The sequence below is a fragment of the Pseudomonas sp. W22_MBD1_FP4 genome (assembly GCF_052113765.1).
Taxonomy (GTDB): Bacteria; Pseudomonadota; Gammaproteobacteria; order Pseudomonadales; family Pseudomonadaceae; genus Aquipseudomonas; species Aquipseudomonas sivasensis.
In genome coordinates this window covers 142,924-156,405 of record NZ_JBGQOI010000010.1, presented here as the reverse complement: position 1 = coordinate 156,405, position 13,482 = coordinate 142,924, and the positions used below count along the sequence as shown (strand labels likewise).

Annotated in this window: 15 protein-coding genes; 6 read left to right on the top strand and 9 right to left on the bottom strand. The window is 59.5% G+C overall.

Features of this window, described 5'->3' with window-relative positions; all coding sequences use genetic code 11:
* Nucleotides 1-143: 143 nt before the first annotated feature.
* The 3 genes from infA to aat form a co-directional block, all read right to left on the bottom strand.
* Nucleotides 144-362 carry a translation initiation factor IF-1 gene (gene infA, locus ACEN2T_RS15190; protein WP_002553999.1) on the bottom strand — a complete coding sequence of 73 codons (219 nt, stop codon included), beginning with the start codon at nt 360-362 and terminating at the stop codon, nt 144-146.
* 100 nt (nt 363-462) lie between these two features.
* A complete protein-coding gene (locus tag ACEN2T_RS15185; RefSeq protein ID WP_032889677.1) occupies nt 463-1,170 on the bottom strand; it encodes an arginyltransferase in 708 nt (235 codons plus the stop codon).
* Nucleotides 1,171-1,226: 56 nt separating this feature from the next.
* Nucleotides 1,227-1,907 carry a leucyl/phenylalanyl-tRNA--protein transferase gene (aat, locus tag ACEN2T_RS15180; protein WP_442116940.1) on the bottom strand — a complete coding sequence of 227 codons (681 nt, stop codon included), beginning with the start codon at nt 1,905-1,907 and terminating at the stop codon, nt 1,227-1,229.
* A 497-nt stretch (nt 1,908-2,404) separates the two neighbouring features.
* Here aat and ACEN2T_RS15175 point away from each other — a divergent pair, with 497 nt between their 5' ends.
* The 6 genes from ACEN2T_RS15175 to cysG are packed head-to-tail and all read left to right on the top strand — an operon-like array spanning nt 2,405 to nt 9,903.
* Nucleotides 2,405-4,813 (top strand): DNA translocase FtsK, encoded by a 2,409-nt coding sequence (locus ACEN2T_RS15175; RefSeq protein WP_032889675.1) that lies wholly within the window; start codon nt 2,405-2,407, stop codon nt 4,811-4,813.
* Nucleotides 4,814-4,867: 54 nt separating this feature from the next.
* Nucleotides 4,868-5,491: an outer membrane lipoprotein chaperone LolA gene (gene lolA / locus ACEN2T_RS15170; RefSeq protein WP_032889674.1), complete on the top strand. Its 624-nt coding sequence runs from the start codon at nt 4,868-4,870 to the stop codon at nt 5,489-5,491.
* Nucleotides 5,492-5,514: 23 nt separating this feature from the next.
* Nucleotides 5,515-6,837, top strand: coding sequence for a replication-associated recombination protein A (locus ACEN2T_RS15165; RefSeq protein WP_442116939.1), 1,323 nt, complete (start codon nt 5,515-5,517; stop codon nt 6,835-6,837).
* Nucleotides 6,837-7,211, top strand: a complete 375-nt coding sequence (gene crcB / locus ACEN2T_RS15160; protein WP_032889672.1) for a fluoride efflux transporter CrcB — start codon at nt 6,837-6,839, stop codon at nt 7,209-7,211. Before ACEN2T_RS15165 ends, crcB begins: the two co-directional genes overlap by 1 nt.
* 16 nt (nt 7,212-7,227) lie before the next feature.
* A complete protein-coding gene (gene serS / locus ACEN2T_RS15155) occupies nt 7,228-8,508 on the top strand; it encodes a serine--tRNA ligase (protein ID WP_032889671.1) in 1,281 nt (426 codons plus the stop codon).
* Nucleotides 8,509-9,903, top strand: a complete 1,395-nt coding sequence (gene cysG / locus ACEN2T_RS15150; protein WP_032889670.1) for a siroheme synthase CysG — start codon at nt 8,509-8,511, stop codon at nt 9,901-9,903.
* 116 nt (nt 9,904-10,019) lie between these two features.
* On the opposite strand, the gene ACEN2T_RS15145 is transcribed toward cysG, so the two are convergent.
* The 6 genes from ACEN2T_RS15145 to tusD all read right to left on the bottom strand — a co-directional run bounded on the left by ACEN2T_RS15145 (nt 10,020) and on the right by tusD (nt 13,456).
* Complete coding sequence (locus ACEN2T_RS15145) at nt 10,020-11,015, bottom strand: glutathione S-transferase family protein (RefSeq protein WP_099601030.1); 996 nt, start codon at nt 11,013-11,015, stop codon at nt 10,020-10,022.
* A gap of 88 nt (nt 11,016-11,103) precedes the next feature.
* Nucleotides 11,104-12,105, bottom strand: a complete 1,002-nt coding sequence (locus ACEN2T_RS15140) for a glycosyl transferase family protein (protein WP_442116938.1) — start codon at nt 12,103-12,105, stop codon at nt 11,104-11,106.
* Nucleotides 12,102-12,437: a TusE/DsrC/DsvC family sulfur relay protein gene (locus tag ACEN2T_RS15135; RefSeq protein ID WP_032889667.1), complete on the bottom strand. Its 336-nt coding sequence runs from the start codon at nt 12,435-12,437 to the stop codon at nt 12,102-12,104. Before ACEN2T_RS15135 ends, ACEN2T_RS15140 begins: the two co-directional genes overlap by 4 nt.
* Complete coding sequence (tusB, locus tag ACEN2T_RS15130) at nt 12,434-12,712, bottom strand: sulfurtransferase complex subunit TusB (RefSeq protein ID WP_032889666.1); 279 nt, start codon at nt 12,710-12,712, stop codon at nt 12,434-12,436. The genes ACEN2T_RS15135 and tusB overlap by 4 nt, the downstream gene beginning before the upstream one ends.
* Nucleotides 12,712-13,062: a sulfurtransferase complex subunit TusC gene (gene tusC, locus ACEN2T_RS15125; protein ID WP_032889665.1), complete on the bottom strand. Its 351-nt coding sequence runs from the start codon at nt 13,060-13,062 to the stop codon at nt 12,712-12,714. Before tusC ends, tusB begins: the two co-directional genes overlap by 1 nt.
* Before the next feature lies 1 nt (nt 13,063).
* Nucleotides 13,064-13,456 (bottom strand): sulfurtransferase complex subunit TusD, encoded by a 393-nt coding sequence (tusD, locus tag ACEN2T_RS15120; RefSeq protein ID WP_032890039.1) that lies wholly within the window; start codon nt 13,454-13,456, stop codon nt 13,064-13,066.
* Between the last annotated feature and the right edge of the window lie 26 nt (nt 13,457-13,482).

Sequence of the window (13,482 nt, the reverse complement as noted above, 5' to 3'; positions counted from 1 at the left end):
TTGCTGTCTTGAAACGCAGTTCTCAGAACAATGAAGATCCAGTGTGGGAGGGGGCAAGTCCCCTCCCACAGGAATCATCGGTGTTTGAGAGTCCCATGCACACAAAAACGCCCGGCATAACCGGGCGTTTTGTATTGACTTGCTTAGCGAGCGCGGTAAGTGATGCGCCCTTTGCTCAAGTCATAGGGCGTCAGCTCGACGCGCACTTTGTCACCGGTAAGAATACGAATGTAGTTCTTGCGCATCTTGCCGGAGATATGCGCGGTTACGACGTGCCCATTTTCCAACTCCACACGAAACATGGTGTTGGGCAGGGTGTCGACGACAGTGCCTTCCATTTCGAAGCTGTCTTCTTTCGACATGCAGTAAAGCCCTCGGTATCCAGTGAATGGCCCGGTGCAACTGCGCCAGGCAAAAGCGGCGTGCATTGTGCCCGAAAAAGGGTGTTTAAGCCAAGGGGTTCTAGTTAAGCGTGACCCATCTTTGATTAATTAGCAGTTCTATGGGGCGATATTGGGTCTTGTAGCTCATCTTTTTGCAGTTCTTGATCCAGTATCCGAGGTAGACGGCCTCCAGTTCCAGGCGCAGTGCTTCGCCGATTTGCCAGAGGATTGCAAAGCGCCCGAGGCTGCGGCGCTCTTCGGCAGGTTCATAGAACGTGTATACCGCCGACAGGCCATTAGGCAGCAAGTCGGTCACGGCGACGGCCAGCAGGCGACCGTCCGCTCGAAACTCATAGAAGCGTGAAAAGGGTAGGTCACGCACTAGAAACGTGGAGAACTGGTCACGGCTCGGGGGGAACATATCGCCGTCGGCGTGGCGTTGCTCAATATAGCGCTGGTAAAGGTCGAAATATTCTTCGGTAAATCGAGGCTTGCACGATGTTACCGTCAGGTCGGCGTTGCGCTTGAGGATGCGCTTCTGGTTACGATCCGGCAGAAATTGCGCCACGGGCAGGCGTGCCGGTACGCAGGCATTGCAGTTCTGACAATGGGGTCGGTAAAGGTGGTCGCCACTGCGTCGAAAGCCCATTTCCGAAAGATCGGCATACACGTGCACGTCCATCGGTTGGCTGGGGTCGAGGAACAACGTGGTGGCCTGCTCGTCTGGCAGATAGCTGCAAGAGTGGGCTTGAGTGGCATAAAACTTCAAACGCGCCAACTCGGTCATGATCAACCCTCGGGATAAGCTTTGAAATAAGTGTAAGCCAGGTGCGCGGATGTCGCCTAAGAAACCCATGGTCCGGTGTTGGGCTGGTCCAAGTGGTCGCGTAGAAAACCGGCGAACTCAGTGCGAGGAATGGCGCGGGCACCCAAGCTGTGCAAGTGATCGTTGGGCATCTGGCAGTCGATCAGCACAAAGCCCCAGGCCTGTAATTGTCGTGTCAGTGTGGCGAAGCCGAATTTTGAGGCGTTGTCGGCGCGACTGAACATGGATTCGCCAAAAAACAGTTGGCCCATCGCTAGGCCATACAGGCCGCCCACCAGCACCCCTTCGTCCCATACTTCTACCGAGTGTGCATGGCCGCGTTTGTGCAACTCCAGGTAGGCGCTCTGAATGCCTTCGGTGATCCAGGTGCCATCGGCATAGGCGCGCGGTGCGGCGCAGGCTTGGATGACTGCTGCGAAGTCCTGGTCGAATGTCACGCTGTAGCGCTGCTGGCGTAACAGCTTGCTCAGGCTGCGGGATACGTGCAGCTCGTCAGGGAAGATCACCGTGCGCGGGTCCGGAGACCACCAGAGGATCGGTTGACCCTCCGAGAACCATGGGAAGCAGCCATGGCGGTAGGCTTGGAGCAGTCGCTCGGCCGACAGGTCGCCGCCGGCGGCCAGCAGGCCATTGGGTTCGCGCATAGCTTTGGCCAGCGGTGGGAAGGTCAGGGTGTTGCGTTGTAACCAGGTCAGCATGGCATCCAGGCTTATGGAAGGGGAGGGGAGTGGCAGGTATGACACCCGCCTCGGCAGTGCTGATTATTGTCGACGCAGCGCCATCGGGCCAGCTTGAATCAGCCATTGATGCGTATTAGCGTGAGCGGGTGTTTCTGCAACTCTATGCCGGGGGTGTGGTCGTATTCGGGGCCGGCCCATGCAGGCCATTTGCCAAGCTTGTCTGGATTAGTAAAAACAGTTCATAAGCCTTTGTCAGCAAAGACAATGCATGCTCAAATTGAACATGTCGTGACACACAATTGGCTATGCTGCCTGAAGAAAGCCAAGTGGCGTGGCATCGGGGGTACAAACCCGTACAATGCGGCCATTGTGGCGTTATCGTCCTTTCATTCAGTAATTGCCCAGTGTTAAACGTACATTCAACGACGATCGTTTATTTTTCAACTGCTCGGATTGGGCAGTATTTGCAGTCATTCAACAGATGGACGCGCTAAAGGCGCAGGAAAAGACCCGTTTTGAAGAAATCCGCCGCAACACCTAAAGCAGCAGTCGTGCCGGCTTGGCGCCAGCACCTGCATTATCGACTCAAGGAAGGCGCGCTGATCGCTATCGGCGCGCTGTGCTTGTTCCTGATGATGGCCTTGCTCACCTACGGCAAGGACGATCCGGGCTGGAGCCACAACAGCAAGATAGACGATGTGCAAAACTTCGGCGGTCCGGTGGGTTCCTACAGCGCCGACATCCTCTTCATGGTGCTGGGTTACTTTGCTTACATCTTCCCACTGCTGCTGGCGATCAAGACCTGGCAGATCTTCCGTCAGCGTCACGAGCCGTGGCAGTGGAGCGGCTGGCTGTTCTCCTGGCGCCTGATCGGTCTGGTGTTCCTGGTGCTCTCCGGCGCGGCGCTGGCCCATATTCATTTCCATGCGCCCACCGGTTTGCCGGCGGGCGCGGGCGGGGCCTTGGGCGAAAGCCTCGGCGACCTGGCGCGCAAGACCCTGAATATCCAGGGCAGCACTCTTATGTTCATTGCGCTTTTCCTGTTCGGCCTCACGGTGTTCACCGACCTCTCGTGGTTCAAGGTGATGGACGTGACAGGCAAGATCACCCTCGACCTGCTCGAATTATTCCAGGGCGCCGCCAACCGTTGGTGGTCCGCTCGTGTTGACCGCAAACGCATGGTGGCTCAGTTGCGTGAGGTGGATACTCGCGTCAACGAAGTCGTAGCCCCAAGCACACCGGATCGCCGCGAACAGGCCAAGGTCAAGGAGCGCCTGATCGAGCGCGAACAGGCCCTGAGCAAGCACATGTCCGACCGCGAGAAGCAGGTGCCGCCTGTGATTGCACCTGCGCCGCCCAAGGCCCCCGAGCCAAGCCATCGCGTGCAGAAAGAGAAACAGGCGCCGTTGTTTGTCGATAGCGCTGTCGAAGGCACTTTGCCGCCGATCTCGATTCTCGACCCGGCCGAAAAGAAACAGCTCAACTATTCCCCCGAATCCCTGGCGGCTGTCGGCCACTTGCTGGAAATCAAGCTCAAGGAATTCGGCGTCGAAGTGTCGGTGGACTCGATCCACCCTGGCCCGGTGATTACCCGTTACGAAATTCAGCCGGCCGCTGGTGTGAAAGTCAGCCGCATCTCCAACTTGGCCAAAGACTTGGCCCGTTCCCTGGCCGTGACAAGCGTGCGTGTGGTGGAAGTGATCCCCGGCAAGACCACCGTGGGTATCGAGATTCCCAACGAAGACCGCCAGATCGTGCGCTTCTCCGAAGTACTGTCGACGCCGGAATACGACAACTTCAAATCGCCGGTCACCCTGGCGCTGGGCCATGATATCGGCGGTAAGCCGGTTATCACTGACCTGGCAAAAATGCCTCACCTGCTGGTCGCCGGTACCACCGGTTCCGGTAAGTCGGTGGGCGTGAACGCGATGATCCTATCGATCCTGTTCAAGTCCGGCCCGGAAGACGCCAAGCTGATCATGATCGACCCGAAGATGCTTGAACTGTCGATCTACGAAGGCATTCCACATCTGCTGTGCCCGGTGGTCACCGACATGAAGGACGCCGCCAACGCCCTGCGCTGGAGCGTTGCCGAGATGGAGCGCCGCTACAAGCTGATGGCGAAGATGGGTGTACGTAACCTGTCTGGCTTCAACGCCAAGGTCAAGGAAGCCCAGGACGCCGGCACACCGCTGACCGACCCGCTGTACAAACGCGAAAGTATTCACGACGAAGCGCCACTGCTGAGCAAGCTGCCGACCATCGTGGTGGTGGTCGACGAGTTCGCCGACATGATGATGATCGTCGGCAAGAAGGTTGAAGAGCTGATCGCGCGTATCGCCCAAAAGGCGCGTGCAGCAGGTATTCACTTGATCCTCGCCACCCAGCGTCCGTCGGTGGACGTGATCACCGGTCTGATCAAGGCCAACATCCCGACGCGCATGGCGTTCCAAGTATCGAGCAAGATCGACTCGCGGACCATCATCGACCAGGGTGGCGCCGAGCAACTGTTGGGTCACGGCGACATGCTCTACATGCCACCGGGCACCAGCCTGCCGATTCGCGTACACGGCGCCTTTGTTTCCGATGATGAAGTGCACCGCGTGGTGGAAGCCTGGAAGCTGCGCGGCGCACCCGAATACAACGACGACATCCTCGCCGGCGTCGAAGAAGCTGGCAGCGGTTTCGACGGTGGCAGCAGCGGTGGCGACGACGATGCCGAGACCGACGCCCTGTACGACGAAGCCGTGGCGTTTGTGCTGGAAAGCCGTCGCGCGTCGATTTCTGCAGTTCAGCGCAAGCTGAAAATCGGCTACAACCGCGCCGCCCGCATGATCGAAGCGATGGAAAACGCCGGCGTCGTCACCGCAATGAACACCAACGGCTCGCGTGAAGTCATTGCCCCTGGGCAGATGCGCGACTGATCCCGCGCCGCGTGGCAGCACGCGGCGCGCCCTTACGACTCAATGAGGACTCCCATGCGCTTTATCCGCATGCTGTTGTTGCCGGCACTGGCCCTGACCGCTGTTTCGGCTCACGCTGACCCGGCCTCTGTCGCCAGCCTGACCAACCTGCTGGACAAATCCAAGACCCTGACGGCGCGCTTCTCCCAACTGACCCTGGATGCCGGCGGTACCCGTTTGCAGGAAACGGCAGGCGAAATGGCTGTGCAGCGTCCGGGGCTGTTCTACTGGCACACTGAAGGCAAGGCCGAGCAGACCATCGTTTCCGACGGCCAGAAGGTCACGTTGTGGGACCCGGATCTGGAACAGGCAACTATCAAGAAGCTCGATCCGCGCCTGAATCAGACGCCTGCGCTGTTGCTGTCGGGTGATGTGTCGAAGATTAACGACAGCTTCGACATCACCTCCAAGCAAACCAGCAACGTGATCGAATTCACCCTCAAGCCGAAGTCCAAGGACACGCTGTTTGACAGCCTGCACCTGTCTTTCGGTAACGGCGTGATCAATAACATGCGCCTGATCGACAGCGTCGGCCAACGCACCGATATCCTGTTCTCCGGGGTCAAGGCCAACGAGCCGGTGCCTGCTTCCAAGTTCAAGTTCGACATCCCTAAGGGTGCCGACGTGATCCAGGAATAAACCAGAGGTTTCAAACGCTGCCCATGGATCTGTTTCGAAGTGACCCGATTGCCCAACCCCTGGCCGCGCGTTTGCGTTCGACCAACCTGGATGAGTACGTCGGTCAGGAACACCTGCTCGCTCGCGGCAAGCCTTTGCGCGAAGCCCTGGAGCAGGGCGCGCTACATTCGATGATTTTCTGGGGCCCGCCGGGCGTGGGTAAAACCACTCTGGCGCGGCTGCTGGCGAAAGTCTCGGATGCGCACTTCGAAACGGTTTCCGCGGTGCTGGCTGGGGTCAAGGAAATCCGCCAGGCGGTGGAAGTGGCCAAGCAGCAGGCTGGGCAATACGGTAAGCGCACCATCCTGTTTGTCGACGAAGTGCATCGCTTCAACAAGTCGCAGCAGGATGCGTTCCTGCCTTATGTCGAAGATGGCACGCTGATCTTTATCGGCGCCACTACCGAAAACCCGTCCTTCGAATTGAACAACGCCTTGCTATCTCGAGCGCGAGTGTATGTGCTCAAGAGCCTCGATGAAGCAGCGATGCAAAAGCTGCTGCACCGCGCGTTGAGTGAAGACAAGGGCCTGGGCAAGCGCCAACTGAGTGTCAGCGAAGAAGGTTTCAAGATCCTGCTCACCGCTGCCGATGGCGACGGTCGCCGTTTTCTCAACCTGCTGGAGAATGCGTCGGACCTGGCCGAGGATGGCCGCGAGATTGGCGTCGACCTGTTGCAAAGCCTGCTTGGCGACACACGTCGTCGGTTCGACAAGGGCGGTGAAGCGTTCTACGACCAGATTTCGGCGCTGCACAAATCTGTGCGCGGCTCCAACCCTGACGGCGCGCTGTATTGGTTTGCGCGGATGATCGACGGCGGCTGCGACCCCTTGTACCTGGCGCGCCGCGTGGTACGCATGGCCAGCGAAGACATTGGCAACGCTGACCCGCGCGCCTTGAGCCTGTGTCTGGCGGCGTGGGACGTGCAGGAGCGGCTCGGCAGCCCGGAAGGTGAGTTGGCGGTGGCCCAGGCAATCACTTACTTGGCCTGCGCGCCGAAAAGCAACGCGGTGTACATGGGCTTCAAGGCGGCGCTACGTGCTGCCGCCGAGCACGGCTCCCTTGAAGTGCCGCTGCACCTGCGCAATGCGCCGACCAAATTGATGAAACAATTGGGCTACGGCGATGAATACCGCTATGCCCACGATGAGCCGGACGCCTATGCCGCCGGCGAAGACTACTTCCCAGATGAGCTTGAGCCATTGCCGCTCTACCAGCCGGTGCCCCGTGGCCTGGAGCTGAAAATCGGTGAAAAACTCAATCACCTGGCCCAACTCGATCGCCTCAGCCCCAAACAGCGGAGAAAGTAGTGCTCAAGACGATTCTTGCCGTGTCCGCAGCCGGCATCGCTGGTACATTATTGCGTTTCGCCACCGGTACTTGGGTGAGCGCCAACTGGCCTAAGCATTTTTATGCCGCAACCCTTGCGGTCAACCTTGTTGGCTGCTTGATCATTGGGTTGCTGTACGGCTGGTTCCTGTTGCGCCCGGAAATACCGATTGAAATTCGTGCCGGCTTGATTGTCGGCTTTGTAGGCGGTCTGACGACCTTTTCATCCTTTTCACTGGATACGCTGCGCTTGCTGGAAAGCGGGCAGGCCCTGGTCGCCTTCGGGTACCTGGGCATCAGCGTGTTCGGCGGGCTGCTCGCCACCTGGGCTGGCCTGTCCTTGACCAAACTTTGATAAACGAGAGACCGACATGCTCGATTCCAAACTGTTACGTAGCAACCTTCAGGACGTAGCGGACCGCCTGGCATCCCGTGGCTTTGCCTTGGATGTTGCGCGCATCGAAGCGCTGGAAGAACAGCGCAAGACCGTCCAGACCCGCACCGAAGCACTGCAGGCTGAGCGTAATGCGCGTTCCAAATCCATCGGTCAGGCCAAGCAGCGCGGCGAAGACATCGCGCCGCTGATGGCGGACGTCGAGCGTATGGGCACCGAGCTGTCCGACGGCAAGGTCGAGCTGGACAAGATCCAATCCGAGCTGGATTCGATCCTGCTGGGCATCCCCAACATTCCGCACGAGTCTGTGCCCGTTGGCGAAGACGAAGACGGCAACGTCGAAGTGCGCCGCTGGGGCACGCCAAAAGCCTTTGATTTCGAGATCAAGGACCACGTCGCCCTGGGCGAATTGACCGGTGGCCTGGATTTCGAAACCGCCGCCAAGATGTCCGGCGCGCGCTTTGCGTTGCTGCGCGGTCCGATTGCGCGCATGCACCGTGCCTTGGCGCAATTCATGATCAACCTGCACACCGGCGAGCACGGCTACGAAGAGGCCTACACCCCGTACCTGGTTCAAGGTCCGGCGCTGATGGGTACCAGTCAGTTGCCGAAGTTCGAAGAAGACCTGTTCAAGATCAGCCGCGATGGTGAAGCCGATCTGTACCTGATCCCGACTGCTGAAGTGTCGCTGACCAACATCGTCGCTGGCGAGATCCTCGATGCCAAGCAACTTCCACTCAAGTTCGTGGCCCACAGCCCGTGCTTCCGCAGTGAAGCCGGTGCATCGGGTCGTGACACCCGCGGCATGATCCGCCAGCACCAGTTCGACAAGGTCGAGATGGTGCAAGTGGTTGAGCCGTCGACCTCCATGGAAGCCCTGGAAGGCCTGACCGCCAACGCCGAACGCGTGCTGCAGCTGCTGGAGCTGCCGTACCGAGTGCTGGCTCTGTGCACCGGCGACATGGGTTTCAGCGCCGTGAAGACCTACGATCTGGAAGTGTGGGTGCCGAGCCAGGACAAGTACCGCGAGATCTCGTCGTGCTCCAACTGCGGTGATTTCCAGGCCCGTCGCATGCAGGCGCGTTTCCGTAACCCGGAAACCGGCAAGCCGGAACTGGTGCACACCCTCAACGGTTCGGGCCTGGCTGTAGGTCGTACCCTGGTTGCCGTGCTGGAAAACTACCAGCAGGCTGACGGTTCGATCCGCGTACCTGAAGTGCTCAAGCCTTACATGGCGGGCGTTGAGGTCATCGGCTAAATGGAATTTCTGCCGCTGTTTCATAACCTGCGCGGCAGCCGTGTGTTGGTCGTTGGTGGCGGGGAGATTGCTTTGCGCAAATCCCGGCTGCTGGCCGACGCCGGTGCGGTGCTGCGGGTGGTTGCTCCCCAGATCGAAGACCAGTTGCGTGAATTGGTGCTGGGCAGTGGCGGGGAACTGATTGTGCGCGGTTATCAGGAGGCCGACCTTGATGGTTGCACCCTGATCATCGCCGCTACCGACGACGAGCCACTGAATGCGCAAGTGTCCAGTGATGCCAAGCGTCGCTGTGTACCGGTCAATGTGGTGGACGCACCGGCCTTGTGCAGTGTGATCTTCCCGGCAATTGTCGACCGTTCTCCCTTGGTGATTGCGGTGTCCAGCGGCGGCGATGCGCCGGTGCTGGCACGCTTGATCCGCGCCAAGCTGGAAACCTGGATTCCGTCCACCTACGGCCAGTTGGCGGGGCTAGCGGCGCGTTTTCGTGCCCAGGTCAAAGGCTTGTATCCGGATGTGCAGCAGCGTCGTGCGTTCTGGGAAGAAGTGTTCCAGGGCCCGATTGCCGACCGCCAGTTGGCCGGGCAGGGTGATGAGGCTGAGCGTCTACTGATTGAAAAGGTCAACGGCGCACCGCCGTATGCGCCGGGTGAGGTCTACCTGGTGGGTGCAGGCCCTGGCGATCCCGACCTGTTGACCTTCCGCGCGCTGCGTCTGATGCAGCAAGCGGACGTGGTGCTCTATGACCGCTTGGTCGCCCCGGCGATTCTTGACCTGTGCCGCCGCGATGCCGAACGTGTGTATGTCGGCAAACGTCGCGCAGACCATGCCGTGCCGCAGGACCAGATCAACCAGCAACTGGTGGACCTGGCCAAGCAAGGCAAACGCGTTCTGCGCCTCAAGGGTGGCGATCCGTTCATCTTCGGGCGTGGTGGTGAAGAGATCGAAGAACTGGCGGCCCATGGCATCCCGTTCCAGGTGGTACCAGGAATCACGGCGGCCAGCGGCTGCGCGGCCTATGCGGGTATTCCGCTGACCCACCGTGACTATGCGCAGTCAGTACGTTTTATCACGGGGCATTTGAAAAACGGGACGTCGGACCTTCCTTGGAGTGATCTCGTGGGGCCGTCGCAAACCCTAGTGTTCTACATGGGCTTGATTGGCTTGCCGATTATCTGCGAGCAACTGATCAAGCATGGCCGTGCTTCTGATACCCCGGCGGCGTTAATCCAGCAGGGCACCACCTCCAACCAGCGCGTGTTCACCGGCACGCTGGCGGACTTGCCACGCATGGTGGCGGAGCATGAAGTGCATGCGCCGACGCTGGTGATCGTGGGTGAGGTGGTAGTGTTGCGTGAGAAGCTGAAGTGGTTTGAAGGCGCCCAGTCTCAGGTCTGAGCCTTTTAAAAACATCGGGAGCAAGCCCCCTTCCATATTTTTACTGTATTCACAGTTCCAAATGTGGAAGGGGGCTTGCTCCCGATGAGGCCATCACACACAGCGCATTTCCTGAATCAGCGCCAGACGCCTTCGCCACTCAACCGCTGGCGATCGTGCCCAGCATCAAACCTCTGCAACGGCCCCTTTGGCACAATCCCCGTCGGGTTGATCGTGCGGTGACTGGCATAGTAATGCCCCTTGATGTGCTCAAAATCCACCGTCTCGGCCACCCCCGGCCACTGAAACATCTCCCTCAGCCAATTCGACAGATTCGGATAATCCGCAATCCGCCGCAGATTGCATTTGAAATGGCTGTAATACACCGCATCAAAACGAATCAACGTGGTGAACAACCGCACATCCGCTTCGGTCAGGTACTCGCCGGCCAGGTAGCGATGGTCGCCCAAGTGCTGTTCCAGATGGTCCAGTTCAGCAAACACATCATCAAACGCGCTTTCATACGCTTTTTGTGAGGTGGCAAAACCTGCGCGGTACACGCCATTGTTCACGGCCGGGTAGATCCGCTCGTTCAGCTCATCGATGGTTGTACGTAGGGAGTCGGGATAGAAATCCAGGGTATTGCCAGTCAGTCCGTTGAAGGCGCTGTTGAACATGCGGATGATCTCCGCCGATTCATTGCTGACGATGCGTTTGAGCTTCTTGTCCCACAAGACCGGCACGGTCACGCGGCCGGTGTAGTCGGCTGTGTCGGCGGTGTAGCGTTGGTGCATAAATTCGAAATTATCCAGCTTATCGCCGGTCGAGCCGTGGGCCTTGTCGAAGGTCCAGCCGTTTTCCAGCATCAGCCAGCTGACTACGGACACATCGATCAGGCTTTCGAGGCCCTTGAGCTTGCGCATGATCAGCGTGCGGTGCGCCCATGGGCAGGCCAGGGACACATAGAGGTGATAACGACCGGCCTCGGCCTTAAAGCCGCCTTCGCCGCTCGGGCCAGGTTGGCCGTCGGCGGTCACCCAGTGGCGCCGCTGTGCCTGTTCCCGTTGGAAAGCGCCGTCTGCGCTACTTTCGTACCACTGGTCTTTCCAGTGTCCTTCGATCAGCAAACCCATGACTGGCTCCTTGGCTAATAAGCGTTGGAGCCCAGTCTAAAGGGATGAGTTCGAACTAAAAGCGCAAAGACTGCGGATGAATGATCGATTAAATCGATTTATCCCGTGCTTCCCAATATTGCTGCGCCAGTTCGAACGCCAGCTCCCGCGGGTGGCCAAGGCCGCGCAAGGCCAGGGCCATGGTGGCGATCAGCGCCAGCTGCGGGTAGCTGTCCTCTGCATCGCCGCGCCATACGGCCTTCAAGTGCTCAGGCTCCAGCGTGGCCGGCTTGACGTGGCGCTGGGCGGAGAGGGCGGGCCATTCTTCATCCCAGCTCTCGCCGCCGGTGGTGCCGTACAGGTGGCTGATAGTGTCGGGGTTGATCTCTATCTCGCCACCGTCGCCTTTCACCACAATCACGTTATCCCCGAGCAGCCCGCTGGCATCGCGGTGCACGCCCTGGTAGCCCGGATGAAAGATGCTTTGCAGGCCGCAACGGGCATTCAACGGGTTGAGCAGCCGCGCCAGCGAGTGGATCGGCGAGCGAAGACCCAAGGTGTTGCGCAAATCGATCATGCGTTGCAGTTGTGGTGCCCAGTCGCCCAGCGGGATAAATGCGAGGTTTGCGTGCTCAAACGCCGTACCGACCTGTTGCCAGTTTCGGCACAGGGGAATGTGCAGGGTATCCAGCAGCTGCTCGGTGTACAGCCGGCCCGCCGTATGGGCGCCGCCGCCGTGTATCAGGATGCGCACACCGTTCTGCGCCAGGCATTTGGCTGCCAGCAGGAACCACGGCAGGTGGCGTTTCTTGCCGGCATAGGTGGGCCAGTCGACGTCGACATTCAGTGTGGGGGCATCCAGGCGCTCGCGCACGGCTTCGGTGAAACCGGCGAGTTCTTCCGGGCTTTCTTCCTTGTGCCGAAGCAGCATCAGGAAGGCGCCCAGTTGGGTGTCTTCGACTTTTTCGTCGAGCAACATGCCCATGGCTTCGCGGGCTTCTTCGCGGGTGAGGTTACGCGCGCCGCGCTTGCCTTTGCCCAGGATGCGTACGAATTGCGCAAATGGGTGCTCGGCAGGAGTTTGCAGGGTCAGTGGGGAGAAGTCGGTCATAAGCAATTCGTCGGCCGGGGCAGGCCCGCCAGCTTGGCGGCGAGTTTGGCGGGAGTGCCGTTGAACAATTGATTGAGGTGCAGGCTGTTGCCTTTGTCCGGGCCTAGCTTCAAGGCGGTGTACTTGATCAGCGGGCGCGTGGCTGGGGACAGCTGGAATTCGGCGTAAAAGCCGCGCAACAGTTCGAGGATTTCCCAGTGCGCCGCAGTCAATACCAGGTTTTCGGCGGTGGCCAGGGCGTTGGCCACCTCGGTGGACCAGTCGTTTAGGTCGACGAGGTAGCCGTCCTTGTCCAGTTCGAGGCGGCGTTCGCCCACGGTCAGGGTGTTCATAGCCAGGTGTTGACCTTGTCGTAGTCGATCGACAGTTGCACGAAACCGGGATAGTCCACGCTGTCGGCCCAGTCCGGTAATGGCAGGTTACGCGCCTGCATGTCTTCGGCCAGCACAAAGACCTTCACGCCCTTGGTTTGCAGGGCTGGGGCGTGCAGCCCGTACGCGCCGTCGCCGCATAGCAGGATCGCGTCCTCGGCGCCGCAGATACGCAGGCAGCTATCGAGGCGGCTATCGGTAAACGGGGAGTGAGACACCACGTGTAAAGTCGACATCAGAGGGTAATTACCTGGTCGTAACGGTCAATCAATTGGGAAATAGCGTCGTTGCTCAACGGTTGCGCTTCGGTTGGCGGCGTCAAGCCACGCACGGCCATGCTGTGGCGGCAGACAAACACATCATCGATGCCGAACAGCTCCAATGCCTGCAGGTTGGCACTGAGGTCCTTTTGTTGCACGGCCTTGGCGTTCTGGTGCGGCGCGAGCTGGAACACACCGTCATCCATGAACAGCAAACCGATGGGCAAATCAAAGGCACCACCCGCCAGCACGATATCCAGCGCTTCCCGTGCGCTCGGCCCGGACCACGGCGCCTGACGGCTGATCAGCAATAAGGATTTGGACATTTCACGGCCCTCCAAAACAGATCAGGCGGTCGGCATCCTGGATTGCATCATGCAATTGCCCCAGGCCTGAAAGCGTCCACGGTGCATCCAGGTTCACTGCGCTGCGTTGATAGCGCGTGGCCTCTTCGCTGTTGAGCACGCCACGACGCAGGGCGGCGGCGATGCATACCACGCCGTCGAGCTGATGAGTGCTGACAAACTCACGCCATTGGCGGGCAATGTCCTGCTCATCTTGGGGCGCTACGAGGTTGTTGGACGCGCTGTAAACGCCATCCTGATAAAAAAACAACCGCACAATCTCATGCCCACCGGCCAACGCCGCCTGGGCGAAGAGCAAGGCGCGGCGCGAAGAGGGCGCGTGGGCGGCGGAATACAGGGCAATCGCGAACTTCATGGAACACTCGGCAAGCAAACGTAGGC

Excerpts from the sequence above, each read along its gene's own strand:
- ACEN2T_RS15145 (WP_099601030.1), bottom strand. The coding sequence starts at position 11,015 with ATGGGTTTGCTGATCGAAGGACACTGGAAAGACCAGTGGTACGAAAGT.
- tusC (WP_032889665.1), bottom strand. The coding sequence starts at position 13,062 with ATGTCCAAATCCTTATTGCTGATCAGCCGTCAGGCGCCGTGGTCCGGG.
- lolA (WP_032889674.1), top strand. The coding sequence starts at position 4,868 with ATGCGCTTTATCCGCATGCTGTTGTTGCCGGCACTGGCCCTGACCGCT.
- ACEN2T_RS15140 (WP_442116938.1), bottom strand. The coding sequence starts at position 12,105 with ATGACCGACTTCTCCCCACTGACCCTGCAAACTCCTGCCGAGCACCCA.
- cysG (WP_032889670.1), top strand. The coding sequence starts at position 8,509 with ATGGAATTTCTGCCGCTGTTTCATAACCTGCGCGGCAGCCGTGTGTTG.
- aat (WP_442116940.1), bottom strand. The coding sequence starts at position 1,907 with ATGCTGACCTGGTTACAACGCAACACCCTGACCTTCCCACCGCTGGCC.
- tusB (WP_032889666.1), bottom strand. The coding sequence starts at position 12,712 with ATGTCGACTTTACACGTGGTGTCTCACTCCCCGTTTACCGATAGCCGC.
- ACEN2T_RS15185 (WP_032889677.1), bottom strand. The coding sequence starts at position 1,170 with ATGACCGAGTTGGCGCGTTTGAAGTTTTATGCCACTCAAGCCCACTCT.
- ACEN2T_RS15135 (WP_032889667.1), bottom strand. The coding sequence starts at position 12,437 with ATGAACACCCTGACCGTGGGCGAACGCCGCCTCGAACTGGACAAGGAC.
- tusD (WP_032890039.1), bottom strand. The coding sequence starts at position 13,456 with ATGAAGTTCGCGATTGCCCTGTATTCCGCCGCCCACGCGCCCTCTTCG.
- ACEN2T_RS15165 (WP_442116939.1), top strand. The coding sequence starts at position 5,515 with ATGGATCTGTTTCGAAGTGACCCGATTGCCCAACCCCTGGCCGCGCGT.
- serS (WP_032889671.1), top strand. The coding sequence starts at position 7,228 with ATGCTCGATTCCAAACTGTTACGTAGCAACCTTCAGGACGTAGCGGAC.
- infA (WP_002553999.1), bottom strand. The coding sequence starts at position 362 with ATGTCGAAAGAAGACAGCTTCGAAATGGAAGGCACTGTCGTCGACACC.